Here is a 23,790-nt window from a genome sequence, read left to right as displayed (position 1 = left end):
TGTGATTTTTATTAAAAAATCACAGCAGCAACCCTTAACTTTTACCAAGTTTAGGAAGCAGTAGAGTCATAACGATTCCAACCACGCCAACTGCACCGGCAATTATAAAAGTGGTGGAAATGGAAACGGCTTTGGCGAGGAATGAAGTACCAATTGATGATACCCCAAATCCTATCATGACCAGCGAGCAGACAAGTCCTGCATTTTTTGTGCCGAGATAGTCGGTTATTAGTGATGGCATCGTAGCGGCTGTGCCACCGTATGTGAAGCTCAATAACCAGAAGCAGATAACATAAAGCATACCTGTAGAGAATGTCAGGAATATTACGGCTGCGATTGTGATTATGAAACATAGTATCATCGCACCTTTGCGCCCTATCCTGTCACTTCCGGCGGAAATTAGAAAGCGTCCCGCTACTTGCATTATAGATGCTACCGACACACCTGTTACTGCAAGGGTTGTATCTAATCCCCGTGAAGTGCCATAGGTAACAAATATTGCGCTGAGCAATACGAAGGCAGGAATAGCGCAAAAGTATATGAGTGTTAGCAAATAATATTCTTTTGTTTGGAAGCAATCGCTAGCGGTAGAACACTGGCGTGTTGAAACGGCCACAGCTCCAGTTGGCTTATAGTCCGACATATAACCTTCCGGGGGCGCTTTTATAGTCATCATACCAAATATTGCAATGACTACATAAATGCCTGCAAGTATTTTGAAAGTGCCGGTGAATCCATAATTTGTTAGCCAGCTGTGGCACAATGGTGAGAGTATTGTGGCGGATACCCCGAGCACAGCTAATGTTAAGCCTGTTGCAAGCCCTTTTTTGTCAGGGAACCACTTCTGCATCATAGCGACAATGACATTATATACAATCCCGTCACCAAGGCCAAGCAAACCTCCGTAAGTGATCCACATACCTGTTGGTGAGCTTTTGGGCAATAAAGACGTTGCAAAAATGCCGATAGCCATAAGAAGATATCCGATAAGCATTATAATCTTGACACTATACTTTTTCTGCATCATACCGCCTACATAATTTCCGACAACGAAGATAGCTAGAAAAATAGTGTAGGGCAGGCTGGCAGGAGATGATTCTATACTAAAGTAATCCATTATGTACGGCTGGATTATGCTGTATGTATAACAAAAGCCCATAATAAGGCTGCACACCAAGCCACATAATAAGATAATGATTCGCCTGCTGTTTGTGTCTTGTCCCATAGTTACTCCTCTCTTTCGGTCAGGCATTCGGTTAATTTACTTCTTCAGAGTATTGGCGATTTCCAAAAGCTTGTCATAACACAGGAAACGGTAGAGCTGGCAAAAATGCCTGAACCCAGCCTCGCCGATGACATAAATATTGGGCATATGCGAGCAACGATGATTGGCATAGGCAATTTTGTCATAGCCGTCCATGGTTGGATGATTATTGATAGTCACATCACAATGGTACTTTTCCGTTTCTTCCATGAAATGATCAAGTGACTGGAAGTATGTTACGACACCGTTGATGTCACCAGGCGGATTGGTACCGCCCCACATACCTGCCATATGGAGAATCCCGTTATCGTGAACAGGGAAAATGAAGCTCAGTCCGCCCGGAGTGTGCCCCGGAGTGAAAAATACCTTGATCGTCGTTTCTCCCAAGATGATTTCGTCTCCGTCATCTACATAATGGTCAATATCAAAATCCTTCCAAGTTTCCGGTTTGTCGGGGAAGAATGGTACGTTACTCCAGTACACGTCATCTATTTTTGAAAGATAGGTTTCCGGATGATAATTGGCCACTATCCATTTGCCGCAGCCGCAATGATCGAAATGGCCGTGGGTGATAACCAGCTTTTTAATATCTTTCGGGTTCCAGCCTATGTCCTTTATACCATCAATAATGGCATTGAACATCTGTTCCTTAGGATAGATGGCATCAATGATGATAAGACCATCAGTAGTTTTTAGAATGAAAGAAGCTGTGGAGGTATTTGCGACAATCAATACATCGTCAAATATTTGTGCATGAGTAAACCAAGAAGCATTGGGCATTCTGTCGATAAGATCAGGTGGATTACGATACTGTTTAAGATTCATAATTATTTCTCCTCATATTCATAATTTTCCACCAAAAGCGCTTTTAATGAATTTTCTAAATTAACCTTAAGCCTTATTTGTTCGATTGTAAATGCTTGCAAAGCAATATCAAAACAGTTTTTTCATCTTTAAAATTACATTGTTATATATGCAATAATAATCGTATATATAAATAAAACAATTGAGCTTGCTTTCTCCGCAAAATGAGTATACGATTTTAATATAAGTGGTGAGGCATTGCATCGATATATTTTTAGAGAAAGGGGTGGATAAATTGTCTAATGAAATAAACTATTCTTACAATATAGCTTCTGTGGAAAAAACAATAAGGATTGTGGAACTTCTTGCATGGAGCGATAGACAGCTGACCGTTTCTGAGATTGCAAAACGGTTGTACACACATACGTCCAGTGCGGATAGATATCTGCTGACACTGCAGAATCTTGGTTATGTAGAAAAAGATCCATTAACCGACAGATTTCGCCTTACAGATAAGATCATTCAACTGAATAGCGTCCTCATTGCTAACCATCCACTTACGGAACTCTACTTGGATACCATGCATACGCTGGCCTATGAATTTGAGACGACAACACACATTATGGCGTTCCTTGGCAGTAGTACCGTCACGCTGCACAAGGATTTGCAGACAAATAATTTGGCATTTAACAATGCTTTTTTTGATCCCAAACGTTATAATTACTGCTCCGCACCGGGAAAACTTTTGTTGTCCACACTTTCGGAAGAAGAACTGAAAAAATACTTTTTTAAAGCTAAATTCATAAAATTTACGAAAACTACGTTGATATCCGAAGAAGCTGTCCGGGAGGATCTTAACAGGATACGGGAACGGGGTTATTCAATCCATGACGAGGAATGGCTTCCCGGAAATTTGACTATCTCTTTTCCGTTAACTGTAAAAGGGAAAATAAGGGGAGCGATTTCTTTAATGTGTGACATAAGTATGAAAGACAAGATGCTGCGTCAGGAAACGATAGACTATATAAAATCAAAATTGATTGAACCGGAAACATGATGCGGTGTATAATATAAACTTAAACTCGCACATGAATAAAGTCTGCGATACTCTGTAAATTTAAGTGTTCCCTTTATTAATAGCTGAATGGTTAGAGTACTGGGGCGCAAAAAAGAGCTCGTTATCTGTTGTTTGACGAACAGATAGCGAGTTCTTTTTTTGTATCAGGCAGTCATTGTCGCAATTTATATTATAAAAATTATTTTGCAATGTATTCATATGGTTTCGACAGCGATTGATAACAGAAGTGGTTGCACTGATGTTTGAATCGAGCAAAAAAGGTTTGCAAAGGTAAGTTAAATAGGAGTTCTGTCAGTATATTTTTCTTGAAATGGTAATAATTTACAAATATAATAAAAGCCGTATTCTCCATTACGTTCAATTGGGAAATTAATTATTAGTAAAAATTTTATATAAAAAGAAATAAATGGATAAAATAGTAATGCTTGCAAAGTACATAAATCAAATACAAAAGAAGCTATCAGCTTCCAATACGGGGGATGTTTTAATGCGACGTAAATTGATCTTCGGGGGATTGATGTTCATTGATGCGGTTATCGTTAGTTTTACACCCTTTCTGGCGTTAATGATTTGCTTTGAGGAAACTGCCGGTGAACTATTTTTTAGCTGGCTGCAGCCCTTTATGGCAGTCGTCATTTTTATCCGGTTGATATCCTTTTATGGTTTTGGGCTGTATCACCGATTGTGGCGCTATGCCAGTATCAATGAATTGCTGGCGATCGCTGGAGCTGTGACGTTAAGTTCGGTAATTATTATGATATATTCAGCGTTGGCCGGTGCCGCAATACCGAAAAGCATACATTTTATAAGCTGGGGGTCAACCATCGTTTTGGTTGGACTGTCCAGATTAGGTTTGAGGATAGCCTATTATCTTAGGCAGAGAAAGGGTCAAAGTGGTACTAACGTACTAATCGTCGGCGCTGGTGATGCCGGAGCCATGATCGCGAGGGAAATTAAGCACCGATATCTGGATAGCAAAAAGATTGTCGGCTTTGTTGATGATGATCCTTATAAGCATGACCAAATGATCTTCGGAGTTAAAATCCTGGGAGGACGGTCAGATATACGGCACATAGTAAATGAGTATCAAGTGAACGAAATCATTATTGCAATGCCGTCCGCAGGCGGGTGCGTTGTTCGGGAAATATTAAGCGAATGCAAAGAAACAGGCTGTACGGTTAAAACTCTGCCAGGCATGTATGAGATTATTGACGGTAAGGTTACGGTCCAGGAATTGCGCGAGGTCAACTTAGAAGATTTGCTTAGAAGAGAGCCGGTGCAGCTGGATTTGCACGGCATCGCAAGCTATATCGGCGGCAAACGGGTTCTCGTAACCGGGGCCGGAGGATCGATTGGATCGGAGCTATGCCGCCAAATTGCTAAATTGTCGCCGGAAGAAATTTTTCTGCTGGGAAAAGGCGAAAATAGTATTTATGAAATTGATCGCGAACTGCGAATAAAATTTCCTGATACAGCGATTAAGCCCATTATTGCGGATGTGCGCGATCGCGAAAGGATTGCCAGAGTTTTTGCCGATAATAAACCGCAGGTAGTCTTTCATGCTGCAGCGCATAAGCATGTTCCGCTCATGGAACTGCAGCCGGAAGAGGCGGTGCGTAACAATGTCTTTGGCACTAAGGTTGTTGCTGAAGCGGCTGATCGGGCCGGCACGGAAGTCTTTGTCATGGTTTCGACCGATAAAGCGGTAAACCCGACCAGTGTAATGGGAGCGACAAAAAGAATAGCTGAGCTCGTGATTCAAAGCATTAATAAAGTCAGCGATACCAAATTTGTCGCGGTCCGGTTTGGTAATGTATTAGGCAGCCGGGGCAGCGCAGTACCGCTGTTTAAAAAACAAATAGCCGCAGGCGGGCCAATTACGATCACGCATCCTGATATGAAGCGTTATTTCATGACCATTCCCGAAGCTGCACAGTTAGTCCTTCAGGCCGGATCAATGGCCAGCGGCGGCGAAGTTTTTGTATTGGATATGGGAGAACCTATTAAAATTGTAGATTTAGCCTGCGATCTTATAGAACTGTCAGGGTTGGTTCCGTATTCCGATATCAAAGTCGAATATACCGGAACCAGGCCGGGGGAAAAGCTGTTTGAGGAACTGCTGACTGCTGAAGAAGGGACTACCACTACCAGACATGAGAAAATTTATGTCGCCAAGCTCAAAGCGGTTGATGAGAAACGGCTGCAGAGAGGGCTGGCAGCATTGCAGCAGGCAATTCATAATGACGAGGATGTCGTTACTACGATGAAAAAACTGGTGCCCACATATTCAACGAAAATTGCAGCGAAGCGACGGACCTTTAAGCATCAAGACCAGGTCGCTGAGGCACAGCTTGATGGGCAGACAGGAAGCTACCAAACTGCAACGGGTCTGGTGCCGTGATTGCAGCCGGTGGATCTTGTTATTACGGAAACCACTAACCATGGGATTTTTTAGTATTATCAAAACGAAGAATAGAGGGAGAGGATTAGCATGGTTGGACAAAATCAGCGCATATACCTGTCACCGCCTCATATGAGCGGCTATGAGGAGCAGTATGTTAAAGAAGCATTTTCTTCAAATTGGATTGCGCCACTGGGCCCTAACGTCGATGCTTTTGAAAAGGAAGTAGCCGCCTACGTGGGGACGAGGGGAGCGGTGGCTCTCAGTTCGGGTACGGCGGCCATACACTTGGCTTTAAAATTGCTGAATATCGGACAAGGAGATTTGGTATTTTGTTCGGCATTTACCTTCGCCGCTAGTGCAAATCCTATCGTATACCAGGGAGCGATACCCGTTTTTATTGATTCTGAACCAGAGTCGTGGAACATGTCACCAAACGCTTTACGGCAAGCCTTTGCCGATGCGGAGAGAGCCGGCAAGCTTCCCAAGGCAGTGATTGCTGTTAATTTATATGGGCAAAGTTCCGACATGGAAGTTATTTTAGCTATCTGCAATGCTTATGGCGTCCCGGTGATTGAGGATGCCGCTGAATCATTGGGAGCAACTTATAAGGGAAGAGCCAGCGGCACATTGGGTAAATACGGCATCTATTCGTTTAATGGCAATAAAATTATCACGACTTCCGGCGGGGGCATGCTTGTATCCGATGATCTAGGCGGACTGGACAAGGTTCGCTTTTGGGCTACCCAGGCCCGCGATCCGGCAAGGCATTATCAGCATAGCAGGATCGGATACAATTATCGGCTGAGTAATGTATTAGCCGGTATTGGCAGAGGCCAGCTGAAAGTGCTGGATGATCGGGTTAACAGGCGGAGATGCATCTTTGACCGTTATTATAAGGGATTAGCCGGCATTCCCGGTGTCTCCTTTATGCCAGAGGCGGATTTTGGCCGTTCGACCAGGTGGCTGACTGCTTTTACCATTGCTCCTCAGTGTGGGGTGACGGCTGCCGCTATTATAGATGCACTGGCTAAGGAGGACATAGAATCCCGGCCCGTCTGGAAGCCTCTTCAGCTTCAACCGGTATACAGCAGGTGCCGCTACTATCCTCATGGATCGGACAGTATATCGGACAGAATTTTTGAATCAGGTCTTTGTCTGCCGTCCGGCTCCAGTTTGTCGGAAAATGAGCAGGAGCGGGTTATTCAGGTTGTTGGAAATTGTTTGCACAAGCAAATGCGAGCGGTAGTATAAACTTGGAGGTATGGAATGGTGGAATGGTACTGGATACTGTTGATATCCTGGATAGTTGCATTCTTCGTAATGATGCTCGGGGCATTATGGGCAGTATCTGGCGGAAATAGTCAAGAATAACCTGCGGATAGGGGAGATTGACTTATCAATAGGCTGAGAGGCATAAATGGAGGGGGCTTATTATGGCTGCCGAAAGTATAAGATATCAAGCCAGAGTCGTTTTTGTCGCAGGCATTCACAGCTGCAACTATAGGGAGGCTATTGAGGAAAAGCGGAAACAGTATGAAGCGGATGGCTGGGAATTACATGCGGATCAATACTTTAGCGAGTTTAAGGTTACTGATTCCGGGAGCTACCGGGTTATTTTAACGCGCCGGATACAAGGAGGGGAAGCATTTGTTTAGTTCCTTTCAACAGAAAAGCGGCTTCGGTATACAGGTTGTTTTAGAGCCAATACCGGCGGCAAGATCAAGGTTATGGGTTTGTACAGCCTGCGGCAGTAAAATTTATCAGGGAAGAGCAACTACTGCACCCCGGTATTCGTGCCTTTGCGGACAGCAGCAGTGGAAACCTGTCAAAAGCCTGATGGGGCTGGTTCCGTAACAGCGATAAGGGGATAGCGTTATTGGGAATCAGCGCGCTTTTTGCGGCAGGCAGGCCGCGCTGGCTTGTCAGCATAATTGTTGTCAGCTTTTTTGGTGCTGTCTCTCAAGGAGGGGAAAATAATGACAGGAAGACTAGCCGCTGTTCTAGTAATTGATGATGATCCTAAGGGGCGGGGCTGGTTGAGTAACCTGCTGGATGGTATTGTTGAGAAAATTTTATGGACCGGTCGTTCTTCGGGAATCACCAGGCTGTTGGGCTCAAATTCGGTGAAGGCGATTCTTGTCACGTTATCCTGGGACAAGCTAGCGAAATTTGATCTCATTTCGTCGCTTCGACGGATTAAACCGGCGGTACCAATTATCGTAATCAGTGAGACTAAAAATGACGTTCTCGCTGCCAGAGTTCTGAAGGAAGGAGCGCAGGATGTCCTTGTAAAAGGGCAGTTTGACAGGGAAGTACTTGCTCGAACGCTGTATTTTTCTATGGAAAGGCAGCGGGTAGTCGAGAAACTGCAAATTGTGTCCATGTATGACGAACTGACCGGGGTATATAACCGGCGCGGCTGGCTGGCTTTAGCTCAACAGCAGCTTCAGGTCGCTGAGCGAACGAATAAAAAAATGGCCTTATTTTTCGTTGATCTGGATTCAATGAAATTGATTAATGATACTTTTGGACATCAGGCCGGTGATGAGGCCTTAATCCGGGCGGCTGATTTATTGCACAGCACTTTCCGGAGATCAGACATCATTGGCCGTTTTGGCGGAGATGAATTTGTGATTCTGTCCTTAGACGTCAATCCAGAGTTTTCTCAGACTATGCTTGTCCGTTTGGCCGAAAGACAGTGCCTGGATAAGCGACAGCCTCAATTGCCGTTAAGTATCGGTGTCGCCTATTATGATCCGGAAAAGCCTGCTAACATGGAAGAATTGCTGGCTGAGGCGGATAAACGGATGTATGAGGATAAACGTAGGAAGAAAGACGCTTTATCCGATGCCAAGCCGCTCTAAGACTCCCGCTTGTACAAGCGGAGTCTTAGAGCGGTTAAGTCTTGGGACAATTTTGACTATTAGATGGAGTACACTTCTACCAGAGTGAACTCTTATTTGATTGGCGTCGGAGTTGTCCAATACTACCATTGCTCAATAGCTTGCACTTTTTTATTTTATACGGTATACTATTTTGGTATCTCCGCTGATTGCCTTCAGTAATAACATTATGGATTGAGTTTTTGGCGGCGTCATTGGCTGAGTGAGTGGTGAAGAGGATGGATGACAACGACTACATGGATTTGGCATTGGCGCAAGCCCGGATGGCTTATGAAATCGGCGAGGTGCCGATTGGCGCGGTGCTGGTTTTGGCTGATCAGGTGGTTGCCCAAGCTCACAATATGCGGGAAACCTGGCAGGATGCCACCGCTCACGCGGAAATGATTGCCATTCGGGAGGCCTGCCAAAAACTTGGCCGCTGGCGTTTGACCGGAGCAACACTTTATGTTACTATAGAACCGTGTCCGATGTGTGCGGGAGCGCTGGTTATGAGCCGGATTGACCGGTTGGTGTACGGCAGTCCCGACTACAAAGCCGGCGGTGTGGAATCCATTTTTAATATTCCTCAGAATGCCGCGTTGAATCACCGGCTGACCGTAGTCGCCGGGGTCCGCGCTGACGAATGTGCCGGGATCATGCGGGAGTTTTTTCGCATCCGCCGCAAATAATTGGATACAACGCAGTTAACAGCTTCATTGACAGTCAATACGGAGAGGTGGCTGAGCTGGTCGAAGGCGCTCGACTCGAAATCGAGTAGGCCGTAACAGGTCTCGTGGGTTCGAATCCCACCCTCTCCGCCATAAAAAAATCATTGACTTTTTTGCTAATTTCATAGATAATACTTTATTGTAGACCTGGAGAGATGTCCGAGCGGTTGAAGGAGCACGCCTGGAAAGCGTGTGTACGGGAAACTGTACCGAGGGTTCGAATCCCTCTCTCTCCGCCATATGAGAATGGATAAGTGTTTGTGAGTTGTGATATACAACTTGCAAGCACTTTTTTGTTTGCTTTTTTGACTCTGAGTGCATAAAACTTATTTTTGCTTGCGACCTTTAGCCACTTTCAAGGCGTGCTCCTTCAACCGCTCAAGGGACGGTGTTAAAAAATGTAAAAAGGGTTATGCTTTAGCAGGATAATTTTGTGTTTTAAAGAATTTAATTTTTTATTGCGAGAAATAAAGGGGGCTTTGGCTATGCAGAATTATTCTTTTCGGGAAATGCAGGAAAAATATCTGGATGAAGTGCGGCAAATTTATACTCACTATGTCTTAAATACCACTGCAACATTTCATGCAAAACCGCCAACAAAGGAAGAAATGCGACAGATCGTATTTTTTGATAGTGAGAAATATAAAACATTTGTAATATGTAAAGAAGAAGATATTTGCGGCTATGTTTTTATCGCGCAGCATAAAAAAAGAGAAGCCTATGATAACACTGCCGAAGTATCAGTATATTTGAAACCTGATTTTACCGGCAAGGGCTTCGGCAGCAAGGCAATCCAATATATTGAAGAATACGCGAAAAAACAAAAATTACATGTTCTTGTGGCGACTATATGCGGGCAGAATGAAGCAAGCATAAGGCTGGTTGAAAAAAACGGCTATTTCAAATGCGCCCACTACAAAGAGGTGGGACAGAAATTTGGCCAGCTTCTGGATATAGTGGGCTATCAAAAAATAATTTCTTAAATTAGATAATCCCGCCGATTAGGCGGGATATTTTTGTGATAAATATGGATGTAGAATTATTATTACGAAAACTAGAACAGACTTCTCCTCGTCAGCCGGACAATGCGTATTTGATGCGCTTGCTGCAATTGCCGGCCTTTTGCCGAGATTTCCACAATGTAGGCAGGGCCAATGCTAAAATCATCGGCGATGCTTTCAAAGAAGTCACTGCTGGAACGCCGCTTTCTATTAACTTGGTTTAAATAGGGCGACGAATTATTAGCGACAATATCAACAGACATATACCGTTACCTCTGACGTTATTTTACTATTACTATTTTACTATGCTACAAGTGGTAACATATGTCAATCTAAAATTTAGGATAAATGGTCATAATCTAATAAGCTGATGGCAAAAACCAAACAAATAATCGCCACTATCGAATTTACAACATGAGGGCTAACCATTATGAACGCCTGCCTTGGATGAAATTTATTCCTTTACGTTAGGTAAAGTTTACTAAATTCAATATAGCATAAAAATATGACAAAACTGTGACAACCAGAGCTGTTTTACGGGGAAGTGCTACTTTTGCAAGTAGCTTTTTTCAATCCTATCTCAAGTGACGATGGAACGTGATCATTGAGACACAGGATTCTTTTTTTAAATCAACAAAGGCTACCCCTGCGAGTAGCCTTTGTTGATTTAAAATTTTCTATTTTGCGGTTGCCGTACTTGCGCTCTGCACCGCTTTTCCGCTAATTTGTACCGTATAGGCAGGTCCGACGCTTTGGTTGGTGGCGGAAGTACTTTGCGTGCTGCCGGAAGATTCCTGTTCGGTTATTTGTTCTTGAATTTGGCTCAATTGTTGTTGAAGTTGTTTAATCTCGGCAGAGTTTTTGTCTGCATCTTGTTTTTGCAGCTGTTTGATTTCATTTTCGATTTTTTGTTCATTAGCTTGCAACGTTTTTAAGCTGGTGGAAGTACTGCTTGTTGATTGAGCGGCTGAGCTGCTGCTTACAGAAGAAATATTCATGAGTTTCCCTCCAATATTGTATTAATATGGTATTTTATTATCGAAATGAATTCTTTGAATTTCATTTGAATTCATTTCAGGCCTCTGATTTTGACCAACTGTTCGTAGATTTCGACTTCGCGATAAAGTCGTTCGAATATGATTTTATTAATCATTTCCTGCATCTGGCTGGCATTGCGCTGTAAGCCTTCTTCAATGGAGCACAAAAGAGCGTCGACTTGTGGTTGTGACATATGGGGCGGTATTGCCAGATGAAAGCTGGGGACAAATGATTTATAGGCATATTTCTCAATAAAATCTTTCATTCGATCACCAACATAATCAATGAGATTGTTATCGGCTGTCATCTCGGCCAGATATGTCCGGATCAACTTGTCGATTGCTGCCAAACTTTGTACGTCCAGTGTAGGAAACGGAACGATTTTTGCGGTCATAATTGCCTCCCGGCTAAGAAGTGATGGAATAACAAAACTTCCCTATAATTATAATCCATGACCATTAGAATCGAATTTGAATGGCCGTGTCTTATCCAGGAAAATCCACTTGCAATCGTATATTATGTATAGTATAATCTCTTAGAGACAAAAATTGCTCCGGCTGTTTTTAAGGTCGGACCATAGCAGCAATTTGGGTCTTGCGCAATAGGAACTCACGAACCCCGCCAGGTCCGGAAGGAAGCAACGGTAAGTGATTATTTTTATGTGCCGCAAGGGTGCCTGATTTGTTGCCGTGGCCCGACGTTAAAAAGAGTTCGGGCAAAATTAATCATGATGTGAGACAGGCGGAATATCCGGCTGTCTTTTTTAGATCTATCAGAAAGTATAATTAGTAGGATATGAGAATGCGGGGATTTTTTAACCACAGAGCGCGCAGAGAGGGGTTATGGTTAATCAGTGTCGGGTTAGCAAATGAATAAATGCAATCTTTAAAAAAGTCCGACAGTATTAACCAACATGTAGAGGAATTTTGGATGGTATAGAGAATGATTTCCCAATAATACCATAAATAGTAATGGAACAATTATAGTAGCATAGCGATACCAAGTGGTTTTTGTGTAGAAATTTGGATCAAGAACGGAGGGATACAATTGATTGTAAGGGATTTCATGACGCCTAAGCCTAAGGCTGTTAAAATCACCGATACCTTGAAAGATGCCGCATTTCTATTTTATAAGTATAAAGTTGGTGGCGCTCCCGTAGTTACCAGCACGGATGAAGTTTGTGGACTTATTACCAGAGGTCACATAATAGAAGCGGCAATTAATCAGATTCCGCTTTCTCAGCCTGTCTCCACAGTCATGACCCAAAGTGTTATTGTTGTTCATCCTGAAACTACTATGGAAGAAGCCTGGCAGATTCCGGTAGGGCGACTGCCGGTAGTAGATGATGATAATAAATTGGTAGGGATGCTTAGCCAAAAAGAATTCATGGAAATATTCTACAGTCAAATGCGTCGTACCGAGAATGAAGTGCAGGCATTGGTTTGCGCAGCTCAGAACGGGGTTGTCGTGATTAATTCTTACGGGATTGTGGAAGTGTTTAATGATGCGGCGGCACGGATTATTGGAGTATCCGTAGAACAGGCTGCGGGCAAGTTCATTAGAGATATTATTCCCAATACTGGTCTCATGAGGATATTGCATACAGGCAAGGAAGAGATAGGTAGTTGTTTGGAAGCTAATGGGCAAAAATTATTAGTCAATCGGTCGCCTATTTGCGAAGGCCCGAAAGTAGTGGGTGCACTGGCTATTATCCAAGATGTTTTGGAGACTGCAGATATGACTAAAAAGCTTAGTACAACGCAGCAGAAGGTAGAAGCCTTAGAGTGTATCTTTGAAAACCTGAAGCAGGGGATTATCGTTGTGGATACCGATAATATAATCAACCTTGCAAATCACTCGTACGAGGATATTATGGGTATTCCACGGGAAGAATTATTAGGCCAGCCTGCCAAAGGCACTATTGAAAATTCTAGAATGCATATTGTGCTGAAGACCGGCATCCCCGAATTGGCTGAACTGCAGAGTGTTAAGGGACGCAAAGTAGTGGTTAACCGGGTTCCAATGTTTAAAGGCGGCAATATCATTGGCGCTATTGGCGAGGCCATGTTCAAAGATATCAGCGAGGTAAGCGCATTATTGCAGCGGGAGAGCGGCTCACAGCTGGATGGGAAAACCTTGCTGGGGTCGATTAGCTCACCTAGACCTACTTTTGAAACGATCATCGGTCGTTCCCGTGGAATGATACATGTAAAAAATTTAGCCGCCAAGGCGGCAATGACCGACACTACGGTGCTAATTTTGGGAGAGAGCGGAACGGGTAAAGATTTATTTGCCGAAGCCATTCATAATGCCAGCAAGCGACGGCATATGCCATTTGTGTCGATTAACTGTGCCGCTATTCCTAACGATTTATTGGAAGCGGAATTATTTGGTTATGATGAAGGCGCTTTTACCGGAGCGCGCAAAGGAGGGAAAAAGGGTAGATTTGAGTTGGCAGACCAGGGAACAATTTTCTTGGATGAGATCGGCGATATGCCGCTGGCAATGCAGGCTAAGCTACTGCGGGTGATGCAGGATAAGTCTTTTGAGCATGTTGGTGGAGAAAAAATGTTGACCTGTGATGTAAGGATCATTGCGGCAACAAATAAACCGCTGGAGGAAATGGTGAAGCAGAATACATTCCGCGAGGACTTATATTATCGGCTTAATGTGATTTGCTTGCAATTACCACCACTGCGGGATCGAAAGGAAGATATCGGCGAGTTAATTGATATATTGATTCCCGGAGTGTGTCACCGGTTAGAAATTCCCTTGAAGCAATTTTCGCCGGATGCATTGGCACTATTACGTGAATACAATTGGCCGGGTAATGTCAGGGAGTTAATCAACTTGTTGGAGAAGATTGGGGCAACAGTAAATTCTTCAGTAATTACACCGCGGAATCTGCCGCAATTAGGTTTACTTAAATCCTGTCAGGAGGATATGGTGGGAGGGCTGAAAGACAACGTCCAAGAAACCAGATTTTCTTCGGAACGGGAATGTATTACCGAAACTCTGCGCTACACTAAAGGCAACAAAGCCTTAACAGCAAAGATTTTAGGGATACATCGGTCCACCTTGTATGAAAAGATAAAAAAATATGATTTAAAGTAAAAATATTATCGAAATATTTGGAATAGTGAAGAATAACTGTCGGAAATCCAAAAGTGACTGTCGGGCCGACAGTATTTATAGACAACAAAACTACCACAAGCCTAGTAAATAGGCTTGTTATTTTTTTGGCATGGAACTTGCTTATACAATAAGTGGAAAGTGAAATAAATCTCAAGATACTAGTTTAGGAGGGGTGTCGATGAAAGGTAGAACAATGGAAGATATTAAGATGGGGGATTTCGCGGAGCATGCTAAAACGATTTCCGAGAGCGATGTGTATTTGTTTGCCGGTATCACCGGTGATATGAATCCCGCTCACCTCAATGCACAGGAGGCTGCGCAGGGTATGTTCAAAGAAAGAATCGCCCACGGTATGTTAAGTGCCGGTTTAGTGTCGGCTGTGCTCGGTATGCAATTGCCTGGCCCGGGAACTATCTACATGTCTCAAACATTAAAGTTTACTGCTCCGGTCAAGTTTGGCGATACCATTACCGCCCGGGCTGAAGTGATTGACAGAAATGCGGAAAAAAACCGCATTACTTTGAAAACTACCTGTACAAATCAGAACGGGAAAGTAGTTTTGGATGGTGAAGCACTTGTTATGCCGCCGAAGGCGTAAACAGCGTCGTTATCAACATAAGATAAACAAATAACAGGGAGGAATGTTTCATGGATTTCAATTTAACGGAAGAGCAACAGCTTATTAAACAAAATGCCCGTGAGTTTGCCCTGGAGCATGTCGAACCAATTGCAGCCGAACTGGATAGATCGGGGCGCTATCCGGCTCAAACGATGCAAAAGCTAAAAGAACTTGACTTTATGGGAATGCCATATCCTTCCGAGTATGGCGGCGCAGGTGCGGATTATCTTAGCTACATTCTGGTGGTTGAGGAACTGTCCCGCTCCTGCGCGTCCACAGGTATTATTTATTCCGCCCATTGTTCGCTCGCCTCCTGGCCGATTTTCAAATGGGGGTCCGAGGAACTCAAACAAAAATACTTAGTTCCTATGTGCAAAGGAGAAAAACTGGGTGCCTTCGCTTTAACCGAACCAGGCGCCGGGACGGATGCTGCATCCGGAGCTTGTACGGCGATGCTGGATGGTGATGAATATATCATTAATGGGACAAAGTGTTTTATCACCAATGGCGGTGTCAGCAATGTCTATATTATATTCGCCTTAACGGATCCGTCTCAGGGAGTTAAGGGATTGAGCGCTTTTGTGGTAGAGGCGAATTTACCTGGCTTTGAAATCGGCAAGCATGAGGATAAAATGGGTATCCGCGGTTCGCAAACTACAGAATTGATTTTTAAAAATTGCCGCATTCCTAAAGCAAATTTAATCGGCAAAGAAGGTAAGGGTTTTGGTATTGCCATGGCTACGCTTGACGGCGGACGTGTCGGCGTAGCGGCACAGGCTTTGGGGATTGCCCAGGCGGCTTTGGATGAAGCAGTTAAATATTCGAAAGAGAGAGTACAGTTTGGCAAACCGATTTCCACCAAGCAAGCCATTCAATGGATGCTGGCCGATATGGAGACCAAACTTCAGGCATCCCGCCTGTTGACTTACCAGGCTGCAGCAGCCAAAGATAGCGGGAAACCCTTTAGCAAGGAAGCGGCTATGGCTAAAATGTTTGCCTCGGAAACAGCCGATTTTGTCTGTTCTAAGGCCATTCAAATTCATGGCGGCTACGGCTATATTAAAGATTTTAAGGTTGAGAGATTGTATCGGGATGCTAAGATTTGCACGATTTATGAAGGCACCAATGAAGTTCAACGGATGGTTGTGTCAGGCAGTCTTCTGCGTTAAGAAAATTCAAGACCGGAAAGTGCAGAGCGGATAATAAAAAACGAAATGATAGGGCGGCAGATTTGATCAAGCCGCTCTATCATTCAAAACAAAAGGGGAGAAATATATGGAGGTTTTGGGAATTATATTGAGCCTATTTCTCTTAATGTTCTTCGCCTACCGAGGATTTTCTGTTATATTATTTGCACCCATTTTTGCTTTGCTTGCGGCAGCGCTTCAAGGATTTTCCGTTATGCCCGCGTATACAGAATTGTTTATGGCTAAGGCCGTCACCTATATTAAGCTGTTTTTCCCTGTATTTATGCTGGGAGCTGTATTCGGTAAAGTGATGGAAGACACCGGTTTGGCCAAAGCCATCGCTCATGCCATTATTAAGGGACTTGGTAAAGAGCGAGCCATCTTGTCGGTTGTTCTTGCCTGCGCTGTTCTGACTTATGGTGGAGTTAGCTTGTTTGTAGTCGTTTTTGCGGTTTATCCTTTTGCTGTTGCCTTGTATAAGGAAGCGGATATCCCGAAACGGCTGCTTCCCGGTACCATTGCTCTCGGGGCTTTTACCTTTACGATGGACTGTGTTCCCGGTACGCCGCAAATTCAGAATCTGATTCCGACAAACTTCTTTGGAACCAATATTTACGCTGCTCCGATTAGTGGCATAGCTGGCGGTATATTGATTTTCATTCTGGGAATGACGTGGTTAACACATCGGCGCAAAGCGGCATTGGCTAAGGGTGAGGGATATGGAGTTCATACTCTCAATGAACCGGAAGAGATCGATGAGACAAAGCTGAAATTACCGGATTGGAAATTGGGAATGCTACCCTTGCTTACAGTGTTGGTAGTTAACTTTATTCTGAATAGTGTATTCACCTGGGATACCGGATTATTGGCTCCCTTCCAGGCCATGAAACTGCCGCTGACGGCAGCTGCCGTTAAGAATGTTGTTGGCATATGGGCGCTGATTGTGGCTTTGGTTTGCGGTATTTTTGTGGCGGTTGCCTTCGGCTTAAACCGGCTGCCGAAAGGCGGTTTGCAGAAGGCGTTAAATGCCGGCACGATCGGTTCTTTGCTGGCGATCATGAACACTGCATCCGAAGTTGGTTATGGCAATGTAATCGCTTCTTTGCCGGGCTTTAAATCCATTGCCAACGCTTTATTGGGAATCCACATTGGTTCATCGCCGCTTCCGTCGGAAGCAGTTACCGTTAATGTATTAGCCGGTATAACCGGCTCGGCTTCAGGCGGGATGTCCATCGCTTTGGATTTAATGTCCAAGGACTGGCTGGCTTGGGCGAACTCAATCGGCATGTCACCGGATATTTTGCACAGAGTGGCTTCCATGGCTTCAGGCGGGATGGATACCTTGCCCCACAACGGCGCGGTTATTACGCTCCTGGCGGTTTGCGGCTTAACTCACAGACAATCTTATGGTGATATTTTTGCCATGACGGTAATTAAGACGTGTATGGTATTTGTCATCATTCTTTTCCACACGGTTACCGGTCTTTACTAAAAACCGGGAAGAATTTTGGATGCAAATAGTAAATTAAAGGAGGAATAATTATGGAATTAATTACCAAAGAACAAGCTGTCGGCTTAATTAAAGACGGCGCATTTGTCGGCCTGACCGGATTTGTCGGCAATGATCATCCGGAGACACTGAGCTCTGCCTGCGAAGAGAGTTTTTTAGCTACTGGACATCCTTGTGATTTGACAATCCAGTTTAGTGCCGGCATTGGTGATAGCCAAAAACGTGGTGCCAATCATTTTGGTAATGCCGGAATGGTGAAACGAGTTATTGCCGGTCACTATGGGTTAGCACCAAGAGTGGGAAATTTGGTTCATGAAAACTTGGTAGAAGGTTATAATCTGCCCCAAGGTACGGTGGCGCATTTATACCGGGCGGCAGCCGGGGGAAAACCGGGGGTATTAACAAAAGTGGGACTGGGTACATTTGTTGATCCCCGGCTTGAAGGCGGTAAACTCAATGCAAAAACGACCGAGGATATTGTCAGCGTGATGGAAGTGGACGGCGAAGAGTATTTGTTTTACAAGGCATTTCCTTTGGATGTGGCTTTGATTCGTGCCAGTACAGCAGATGAAAAGGGTAATCTGACGATGGAGCGGGAAGCTGTCTATTGTGAAGCCTTTTCAGCCGCCGGTGCCGCCAAAGCCAAAGGGGGTATCGTTATCGCCGAGGTTGAGCGGATTGCGGCTAGCGGAACGCTTGATCCCCGGATGGTGAAGGTTCCCGGACTACTGGTTGATTACGTAGTTGTCGGTGATAAAGATAAATTTAATCAAACTTTCGGTGAATATTATAATCCGGCTTACAATGGCGAAATTAGGATCCCGTTAAACGCGATTCCTCCGTTAGCCCTGAATGAACGGAAAGTAATTGCCCGGCGTGCCGCCATGGAACTTGTACCGAATTGTCGGGTAAATCTGGGGATCGGGGTACCGGAAGGGGTGGCTGCTGTAGCTGCTGAAGAAGGAATTGGCGACTTAATGACTCTTACCGTGGAAGCCGGCGGTTTTGGCGGAGTACCGGCAGGAGGGTCAAGTTTCGGTGCGACAGCGAACGTTGAAGCCATGATTGATCATGCGTATATGTTTGATTTTTACGATGGCGGTAATTTGGATGTTACTTGTCTGGGAATTGCCCAGGTAGACAGTGAAGGCAATTTGAATGTCAGTAAATTTGGCCCTAAAGTAGTAGGCTGCGGCGGTTTTATCAACATTTCCCAAAATGCAAAAAAAGTGGTATTCTGTGGTACTTTAACAGCTGGCGGACTGAGAGAGGTTGTTAAGGATGGAAAGCTGATCATTGAAAAAGAAGGCAAAGCCAAAAAGTTTATTCCCCAAGTTGAACAAGTTACCTTTAGTGGAAAATACGCCAGGTCGATTCATCAGCCGGTTGTGTATATAACCGAACGGGCAGTGTTTACATTGGAGCAAGACGGATTGGTCTTAACGGAGATCGCTCCGGGAGTGGAGCTGGAACGGGATGTTTTAGCGCAGATAGACGCCAGGGTGATAGTGTCGCCTGCCCTTAAGATCATGGATGCCAGCATATTCAAAGACGAGCCGATGAATCTGGCAGCCGATATAAAAAAATAAAGGGGAGATAGAAATGTCCGAATATAGTAATTTATTATTCAATGAAGAAGCCGGGGTTGCTGTAATAACGATTAATCGTCCTAAAGCATTGAATGCCTTAAATTCAGCGGTTTTGGATGACTTGAATCAGGCTTTTGACGAGGTTGCCGCCAATGATGCGGTGAAAGTGGTTATCCTCACCGGTTCGGGCGAGAAGGCATTTGTTGCCGGTGCCGATATTACGCAAATGAAAGATATGAATGTGATCGAAGGCAAGATTTTTGCCGAAAAGGGTCAAAGCACATTTCTTAAGATTGAACAATGCACCAAGCCGGTTATTGCAGCTGTTCATGGGTTTGCTTTAGGCGGCGGCTGTGAGTTGGCGATGGCTTGCGATATCCGTATTGCTTCCGAGACAGCAAAATTCGGTCAGCCTGAAGTGGGTTTAGGTATTGTTCCCGGATTTGGCGGAACCCAGCGGCTGGCTCGTTTGGTAGGACGGGGAATGGCTAAGCTTTTGATTTATACTGCCGATATGGTGGATGCGCAGGAAGCATTGCGTATCGGCTTGGTGCAAAGAGTAGTGGCTCCGGAAAATCTACTGGAGGAAGCAAAAGGGATAGCAAAACGGATTTTGAAAAAAAGTTCGAGCGCCGTTTATTTGGCCAAAGATGCCATTAATCGGGGTATGGAAATGGATATCCCCAATGCCATGCAGTATGAAGCATATATATTTGGTACCTGTTTCGCCAGTGAAGACCAGAAAGAAGGCATGACAGCATTCGTGGAAAAACGCAAACCATTATTTAGCGGACGCTTTGGAAAGTAGCAAAGTAAACAGGGGCGGGGGACATCCCACCCCTGCCTTTTAAGAAAGGAGCAGAATTATGCCTAACATCGTAGTATGCTACAAATGGGTTTTAGACGAACAAGATATTAAAATTAATCCGGCAAATCTTGCATTGGATACCAGCAGGGCGAAATATAAAATCAGTGAATATGATCGTAATGCGATTGAAGAAGCTGTTTTACAGGCTGAAAAGAGCGGCGCTTCGGTAGTCTGCCTTACATTCGGTACAAGCACTGCCAAGCAATCCCTTAAGGATGCCTTATCCCGTGGACCCGAAAAGGCATACTGGATCAATGACGCGGCTGCCGAAAAAGCGGATGCTTTTGTTACTTCCAATGTCCTTGTTGCCGCTTTGCGGAAAGTGGGTGATTATGACATTATTATCTGCGGGGAAGGATCAGCCGATACTTATGGGCAGCAAGTAGGACCCCGCGTAGCGACATTACTGGATATTCCCGTTATTACATTCGTTACTGAAATGAAAATTGAAGGCAATAAAGTTATAGCTACCAGAAAAATCGGCGATTGTACCGAAGTGGTAACCGTTCAAATTCCGGTGGTGATTACTGTTTTGCCTGAGGTCAATAAGCCACGTATTCCCAGTCTGAAACAGGTTCTTGGTGCAGCAAAAAAACCGGTTACCGAATGGAAAATCGCCGATTTAGGCTTGAATATGGAAGATACTGAGCCCAAAAATAATGTTAAGAGCATTAAAGGTTTTGTTATGAGCCGTAAAAATGTAATCTATAAAGAGGGGACCCCGGCTGAGAAGGTGACCAGTCTTGTAGCAAATCTTACTAAAGAAGGTGCACTGTAAAGAAAGGAGGAAAGATGATGGCAGGAATCTGGGTATATTCTGAAGATACCAATATTGCACAGCAATTGTTGACACTGGGCGGGGAATTGGCCGATAAGACACAGCAACAGGTGTGTGCGGTTACAATTTTTGAACAAGACGCGCAAGAACTTATTGCTTCAGGCGCTGATAAAGTATTTGTTTTAAAAGGGGACAGTGCTTGGCCGGAAAGTTATGCACAGGCAGTTGCTGATTTAGCTTCGAAGGAAAGTCCTATGGCCGTATTTATCGGTGCAACCTTACGGGGCAAAGATTTGGCCGCCAAGGTGGCAGCACGCCTTAAAACCGGACTGGTTACTGATGCTTTCTCCGTTCGTTACGAGGACGGAGCCATTGAAACAGACAGAATGATGTATGGTGGATTGGCGGTATGCACAGAGGTACTAAGAGGGATTGGGCTGGCTACCATTCCGCCGCGTACTTATGATGTGCCGGTTAAGGATAATAGCCGGACCGGAGAAATTGTTAAGGTAAATGTTGCAGTGGAGGCTGCGGTTGCAGTTGGCAACGTATGTCCCATTGTACGGCAGGGTGCGGATATTGCAACGGCAGAAAAACTGGTGTGTATTGGCAGAGGTGTGGGTAAAAAGGAAGATTTACTGCTTGCTCAGAATCTTGCGGCAGTTCTTGGTGCCGAGATCGGTTGTACGCGTAGCATTGCTGAAGATTATCATTGGTTACCAAATGAAAACTATATCGGCCTTTCCGGGCAAAAGGTAAAACCAAGCCTGTACCTTTCAATGGGAGTATCCGGGCAAATTCAGCATGTTGCTGGAATCCGTGATTCAAAAATTATTGTAGCCATTGACACGAATGAAAATGCACCAATTTTTGCTGCTGCTGATTACGGAATAGTAGGTGATCTTTACCAGATTGTACCTTTGTTGACGGAAGCACTGAAATAAACTGAGCCTGTCTTAATAGTTATGTGGATACGAAAAAGATGATAGAGTAAGGGTAGGTGAAGCCAATGAGTGAAGAGGAAAAATTCGACGTCATCATCGTGGGTGCCGGGCCAGCCGGCTCTGCAAGTGCTTATTTACTGGCCAAGGCAGGTAAAAGTATTTTAATGATTGAACGCGGTGTCAGTCCGGGCAGTAAAAATGTTACCGGCGGGCGTCTTTACACCTATGCCTTGGAATTAGTTGAACCGGGGCTTCATTCCCAGGCTCCGCTGGAGCGTAAGGTCGTGCGGGAACAGGTCATGCTGCTGGGTGAAACCAGTGGGGTAACGATTGATTATGTAGACTATACTTTTAAAGCGAGTTTGCCTCAGTCTTATACCGTGTTAAGGGCCCCCTTTGATGAGTGGTTTGCCGGCAAAGCAGAAGAACAAGGCGCCATGGTTGCAGCTGGCATTCGGGTTGACGACTTGCTGATTCGGGAGGGTAAGGTTGTCGGGGTAAAAGCCGGAGACGACGAAATGGTTGCCGACATCGTCATAGCTGCCGATGGAATCAATTCCTTTATGGCGCAGAAAGCAGGCCTGTGCAGTGAACTTACGCCCCATATGGTAGGGGTAGGGGTTAAAGAAATCATCGAACTTCCCGCCGAAACCATTCAACAGCGATTCAATCTCGGGCCGGATGAAGGAACGGCTCGGGTTATTCTTGGTTGTACCGAAGGAATTCAAGGTGGCGGGTTCCTGTACACCAATAAAGATAGTATTTCGTTAGGCATTGTCTATAGTCCGGAGTCTGCTGCGAAACAGAGTAAATCCATTCAAGAAATTTATCAGGACTTTAAACTGCACCCGGCCATTTATCCCTTAATTGAGGGCGGAACCACCGTGGAATATGGTGCACATCTGGTTCCTGAAAGTGGCCTTAAGGGCGTTCCCAAAAAGCTCTATCGGGATGGGTTTGTCGTTGTTGGCGATGCAGCCGGGTTTTGTATCAATACCGGCACCATCCTGCGGGGCATCGATCTGGCTATCGTCAGTGGCGTTGCTGCGGCACGGGCTATCATTAGCGCTCGAAGTGGAGCGGAAGTAGGACCAAACTATGTGAGAGAACTGGAAAAACTCAATCTCACTCCGACCCTAAAGTTGTTTGCGGGCTGGCCGGAAATCACGGCTATACCGAGAATGGCTAAAGCCTACCCGCAACTGGCCAATGATGCCCTAAAGTTCATGTTCACCGTGGATGGCAATGTTCCTGAAAAAATGCCGAAGGCCATGAGAAAAATTGCGAAGAAACATGTTTCAATTGGGCAATTAGTAGCCGATGGTTGGAAGGGGGTCACCTCGATATGACAGTGAAAAAACATGGAGCGGAAGAACTGTTGGGATTTGATAAGTTTGCTGTAGACGAAGAGGAGCCCCATATTGTTATTGATAAAACAATTTGTGCAAAATGTAAGGATAAGCCGTGTTTGGTTATTTGTCCGGCCGTTTTGTATACATTGAAAGACGGCGAAATTAACTTTGATTATGCCGGCTGTTTGGAATGTGGCACTTGCCGGGTCATGTGCAGTCAAAAAGGCATTGCCAAATGGACTTATCCCCGGGGTACGTTCGGGGTGGCCTTTCGGTACGGTTGAATACTAAAAAATATCAAAATATAAGTCTGTTTCTTACAGCTGGTTTACGAGATAGAACGCAATCTGACGTCTATCTGATAGGAGTGTCGGAGTGCCGAAATATAATCCGGCACTCCTTTTTTGTAGTATAAATAAGAATGAGGCGGGTACATATGGAAAAAAGAGATACCTTATGGGATGTATTCCAGAAAAAAAACTTGAGCAGGCGAAGCTTTCTTAAGACGTGTGTTGCGATTACCGGTATTTTAGGGCTAGCGCCGACCATGATTCCGGCTGTGGTGGAAGCTGCCGAAACGAAGCCTCTGCCGCCGGTGATCTGGCTCCA

The 23,790-nt window shown here is 44.7% G+C and carries 24 protein-coding genes, 2 tRNA genes and 1 other RNA gene; 23 read left to right on the top strand and 4 right to left on the bottom strand.

Features of this window, described 5'->3' with window-relative positions; translation table 11 throughout:
• Positions 1–34: 34 nt before the first annotated feature.
• Together ABFC84_14095 and ABFC84_14090 are read right to left on the bottom strand one after the other, a co-directional pair.
• Positions 35–1,225, bottom strand: a complete 1,191-nt coding sequence (locus ABFC84_14095; protein MEN6413871.1) for an MFS transporter — start codon at positions 1,223–1,225, stop codon at positions 35–37.
• Between the two features lie 36 nt (positions 1,226–1,261).
• Positions 1,262–2,089, bottom strand: a complete 828-nt coding sequence (locus ABFC84_14090) for an MBL fold metallo-hydrolase (GenBank protein ID MEN6413870.1) — start codon at positions 2,087–2,089, stop codon at positions 1,262–1,264.
• A gap of 274 nt (positions 2,090–2,363) precedes the next feature.
• Here ABFC84_14090 and ABFC84_14085 point away from each other — a divergent pair, with 274 nt between their 5' ends.
• From ABFC84_14085 to ABFC84_14035, 11 genes are all read left to right on the top strand, one after another.
• Positions 2,364–3,125, top strand: a complete 762-nt coding sequence (locus ABFC84_14085; GenBank protein ID MEN6413869.1) for an IclR family transcriptional regulator — start codon at positions 2,364–2,366, stop codon at positions 3,123–3,125.
• 508 nt (positions 3,126–3,633) lie between these two features.
• Positions 3,634–5,547 (top strand): nucleoside-diphosphate sugar epimerase/dehydratase, encoded by a 1,914-nt coding sequence (locus ABFC84_14080; protein ID MEN6413868.1) that lies wholly within the window; start codon positions 3,634–3,636, stop codon positions 5,545–5,547.
• Between the two features lie 90 nt (positions 5,548–5,637).
• On the top strand, positions 5,638–6,801 hold the full coding sequence (locus ABFC84_14075; protein MEN6413867.1) for a DegT/DnrJ/EryC1/StrS family aminotransferase: 1,164 nt from the start codon (positions 5,638–5,640) through the stop codon (positions 6,799–6,801).
• Between the two features lie 182 nt (positions 6,802–6,983).
• Entirely contained in the window at positions 6,984–7,205 is a 222-nt protein-coding gene (locus ABFC84_14070; protein ID MEN6413866.1) for a hypothetical protein, read from the top strand.
• Positions 7,198–7,404, top strand: coding sequence for a hypothetical protein (locus ABFC84_14065; GenBank protein ID MEN6413865.1), 207 nt, complete (start codon positions 7,198–7,200; stop codon positions 7,402–7,404). Before ABFC84_14070 ends, ABFC84_14065 begins: the two co-directional genes overlap by 8 nt.
• Before the next feature lie 122 nt (positions 7,405–7,526).
• On the top strand, positions 7,527–8,414 hold the full coding sequence (locus ABFC84_14060; protein ID MEN6413864.1) for a diguanylate cyclase response regulator: 888 nt from the start codon (positions 7,527–7,529) through the stop codon (positions 8,412–8,414).
• Between the two features lie 257 nt (positions 8,415–8,671).
• A complete protein-coding gene (gene tadA, locus ABFC84_14055; protein ID MEN6413863.1) occupies positions 8,672–9,121 on the top strand; it encodes a tRNA adenosine(34) deaminase TadA in 450 nt (149 codons plus the stop codon).
• Positions 9,122–9,162: 41 nt separating this feature from the next.
• Positions 9,163–9,253: transfer RNA gene (locus ABFC84_14050), tRNA-Ser, on the top strand.
• 56 nt (positions 9,254–9,309) lie between these two features.
• Positions 9,310–9,399 (top strand) — tRNA-Ser (locus ABFC84_14045).
• A gap of 246 nt (positions 9,400–9,645) precedes the next feature.
• A complete protein-coding gene (locus tag ABFC84_14040) occupies positions 9,646–10,143 on the top strand; it encodes an N-acetyltransferase family protein (protein ID MEN6413862.1) in 498 nt (165 codons plus the stop codon).
• A 44-nt stretch (positions 10,144–10,187) separates the two neighbouring features.
• Entirely contained in the window at positions 10,188–10,385 is a 198-nt protein-coding gene (locus ABFC84_14035) for a hypothetical protein (protein ID MEN6413861.1), read from the top strand.
• 453 nt (positions 10,386–10,838) lie between these two features.
• Here the strand turns inward: ABFC84_14035 and ABFC84_14030 are convergent, their stop codons facing one another.
• Positions 10,839–11,159 carry a hypothetical protein gene (locus ABFC84_14030; protein MEN6413860.1) on the bottom strand — a complete coding sequence of 107 codons (321 nt, stop codon included), beginning with the start codon at positions 11,157–11,159 and terminating at the stop codon, positions 10,839–10,841.
• A 71-nt stretch (positions 11,160–11,230) separates the two neighbouring features.
• The gene (locus tag ABFC84_14025; protein ID MEN6413859.1) at positions 11,231–11,593 is read right to left on the bottom strand and encodes a hypothetical protein; all 363 of its coding nucleotides are present in this window, start codon (positions 11,591–11,593) and stop codon (positions 11,231–11,233) included.
• A 191-nt stretch (positions 11,594–11,784) separates the two neighbouring features.
• Here ABFC84_14025 and ffs point away from each other — a divergent pair.
• From ffs to ABFC84_13965, 12 genes are all read left to right on the top strand, one after another.
• Positions 11,785–11,884, top strand: an RNA gene (gene ffs, locus ABFC84_14020) — signal recognition particle sRNA small type.
• A 362-nt stretch (positions 11,885–12,246) separates the two neighbouring features.
• On the top strand, positions 12,247–14,313 hold the full coding sequence (locus tag ABFC84_14015) for a sigma 54-interacting transcriptional regulator (GenBank protein ID MEN6413858.1): 2,067 nt from the start codon (positions 12,247–12,249) through the stop codon (positions 14,311–14,313).
• A gap of 199 nt (positions 14,314–14,512) precedes the next feature.
• A complete protein-coding gene (locus ABFC84_14010) occupies positions 14,513–14,932 on the top strand; it encodes a MaoC family dehydratase (GenBank protein ID MEN6413857.1) in 420 nt (139 codons plus the stop codon).
• A 50-nt stretch (positions 14,933–14,982) separates the two neighbouring features.
• Positions 14,983–16,122 carry an acyl-CoA dehydrogenase gene (locus ABFC84_14005; protein MEN6413856.1) on the top strand — a complete coding sequence of 380 codons (1,140 nt, stop codon included), beginning with the start codon at positions 14,983–14,985 and terminating at the stop codon, positions 16,120–16,122.
• A gap of 106 nt (positions 16,123–16,228) precedes the next feature.
• A complete protein-coding gene (locus ABFC84_14000) occupies positions 16,229–17,632 on the top strand; it encodes a GntP family permease (protein MEN6413855.1) in 1,404 nt (467 codons plus the stop codon).
• 50 nt (positions 17,633–17,682) lie between these two features.
• Complete coding sequence (locus ABFC84_13995) at positions 17,683–19,239, top strand: CoA-transferase (GenBank protein ID MEN6413854.1); 1,557 nt, start codon at positions 17,683–17,685, stop codon at positions 19,237–19,239.
• A gap of 13 nt (positions 19,240–19,252) precedes the next feature.
• Entirely contained in the window at positions 19,253–20,047 is a 795-nt protein-coding gene (locus ABFC84_13990) for a short-chain-enoyl-CoA hydratase (GenBank protein MEN6413853.1), read from the top strand.
• Between the two features lie 58 nt (positions 20,048–20,105).
• Positions 20,106–20,885 carry an electron transfer flavoprotein subunit beta/FixA family protein gene (locus ABFC84_13985; GenBank protein ID MEN6413852.1) on the top strand — a complete coding sequence of 260 codons (780 nt, stop codon included), beginning with the start codon at positions 20,106–20,108 and terminating at the stop codon, positions 20,883–20,885.
• Positions 20,886–20,902: 17 nt separating this feature from the next.
• A complete protein-coding gene (locus tag ABFC84_13980) occupies positions 20,903–21,829 on the top strand; it encodes an electron transfer flavoprotein subunit alpha/FixB family protein (GenBank protein ID MEN6413851.1) in 927 nt (308 codons plus the stop codon).
• A 65-nt stretch (positions 21,830–21,894) separates the two neighbouring features.
• Positions 21,895–23,178 carry an FAD-dependent oxidoreductase gene (locus ABFC84_13975; protein MEN6413850.1) on the top strand — a complete coding sequence of 428 codons (1,284 nt, stop codon included), beginning with the start codon at positions 21,895–21,897 and terminating at the stop codon, positions 23,176–23,178.
• Positions 23,175–23,465 (top strand): ferredoxin family protein, encoded by a 291-nt coding sequence (locus ABFC84_13970; protein MEN6413849.1) that lies wholly within the window; start codon positions 23,175–23,177, stop codon positions 23,463–23,465. The genes ABFC84_13975 and ABFC84_13970 overlap by 4 nt, the downstream gene beginning before the upstream one ends.
• Before the next feature lie 137 nt (positions 23,466–23,602).
• A partial coding sequence (locus ABFC84_13965) for a twin-arginine translocation signal domain-containing protein (GenBank protein ID MEN6413848.1) occupies positions 23,603–23,790 on the top strand: 188 nt, incomplete at its 3' end.

This window comes from Veillonellales bacterium (genome assembly GCA_039680175.1).
In the GTDB taxonomy this organism is placed as follows: Bacteria; Bacillota; Negativicutes; order JAAYSF01; family JAAYSF01; genus JBDKTO01.
The sequence above is the reverse complement of the archived record's forward strand: the minus strand, read 5'-3'. Positions and strand labels throughout refer to the sequence as shown.